The sequence below is a fragment of the Micromonospora sp. NPDC049089 genome (assembly GCF_040648775.1).
Classification (GTDB): domain Bacteria; phylum Actinomycetota; class Actinomycetes; order Mycobacteriales; family Micromonosporaceae; genus Micromonospora.
This window is the reverse complement of the sequence record NZ_JBEZEH010000399.1, coordinates 1-1,530: the sequence shown is the minus strand read 5'-3', so window position 1 is coordinate 1,530 and position 1,530 is coordinate 1. Positions and strand designations below refer to the sequence as shown.

Sequence of the window (1,530 nt, the reverse complement as noted above, 5' to 3'; positions counted from 1 at the left end):
GGTACCCGCCCCCCTGGGCTACAACCACCCCCACAACCACCCCCCCAAACACTAAGTGTACCCCGACAACCACACCCGGCGGGGCGGGCGGGTCCCCGCCCCGGGCGTCGCTTCGATCATCGCCCTGCCATCTTCTCGCAATTGCAAAAGATGTGCAACAAGGTCTGGACAATGCGTCGGCGGCGTAACTAGCCTGATCTCCATGAGTCCTTACATCGCGGATCCCTGGGCCTGGCAGGAAAGCTGGGACCGCCAGCAGGAAGCGTTCATGCCGGACCGTGAGCACCGGTTCACCGCCATGCTCGACACCGTCGACGCGGTCCTCGACGGCCGACCGCCACGTGTGCTCGACCTGGCCGGCGGCACCGGCACCATCTCGCTGCGGACCCTCGCTCGCTTCCCCGCCGCCGAGACCACACTGGTCGACCTCGACCCGGCGCTGCTCGCCATCGCCGACGCCTCGCTGGCCGACCGGGCCACCATCGTCACGGCCGACCTCGGCACCCCCGAGTGGCGCTCCACGCTGCCGCACCAGGAGTACGACGCCGTGCTCACCGCCACCGCCCTGCACTGGCTGCCGGCAGACCGGCTCGGGCAGCTCTACGCCGAGCTGCGCGACGTGCTGCGGCCGGGCGGCGTCTTCGTCAACGCGGATCACATGCCCGACGACTCAGTGCCGGAGCTGACCAAGCGGCTGATGAACCGGGCTCGGGACCGGCGCAACGCCCGGTACGCCGCCGGGTCGGTGCTGTCCTGGTCGGACTGGTGGCAGCGGGCCGGCGCAGACCCGTCGCTCGCCCCGCTGGTCGCCCAGCGACACGCCATCTACCCGACCGGGCACAGCCCAGAATGGAACCCACCGGTCTCGTGGCACCTGGCCGCGCTCACCGCGGCCGGATTCAGCGAGGTGGGCACGGTCTGGCGAGGCGGTTCGGACGCCGCCGTCGCGGCGGTGCGCTGACCCGGCCGTCGCCGGCCGTGCGCTGACACCCTGTCGCCGGCGGTGCGCGGACGCCCTGCCGCAGCGGTGCACGGACGCCCTGTGGCGGCGGTACGCGGACGCCGCCGTCGCCGGCACTACGCTCAGGAGCCGTGCCAGAGCCGTTCGAGCCGCGTACCGACCCCGACGTCGACCTGCGCGTCCCCGCCGACCGCCGCGAGTTGACCGCGCGCCCCGCGACGATCCTCGCCGCCATCGCGGCCGGCGGGGCGCTCGGCGCGCTGGCCCGGGCCGGCCTGCAACACGCCGTTCCGCACCCACCGACCGGCTTCCCGTGGGCCACGTTCACCATCAACACGGCCGGGTGTCTGCTGATCGGCGTACTGATGGCGGTGCTCGGGCACCTCGACGGTGGACCCCCGCTGGCTCGCCCGTTCCTCGGAGTCGGGGTGCTCGGCGGGTTCACCACCTTCTCCACCTACGCGGTCGACGTGCAGCAGGCGATCGTCGTCGGCGCACCGGGCACCGCGCTGGCGTATCTCGCCGCGACGGTGCTCGGTGCGCTCGTCGCGGTCGCCCTGGGCGACGCC

2 protein-coding genes are annotated in these 1,530 nt (G+C 72.9%); both read left to right on the top strand.

Translation table 11 applies throughout. The features are described from left to right. Positions 1–202 precede the first annotated feature (202 nt). The gene (locus AB0B48_RS33080; protein ID WP_357208585.1) at positions 203–961 is read left to right on the top strand and encodes a class I SAM-dependent methyltransferase; all 759 of its coding nucleotides are present in this window, start codon (positions 203–205) and stop codon (positions 959–961) included. A gap of 131 nt (positions 962–1,092) precedes the next feature. Further along, positions 1,093–1,530: CrcB family protein (locus AB0B48_RS33075; RefSeq protein ID WP_357208582.1), on the top strand; the 438-nt coding region annotated here is incomplete at its 3' end.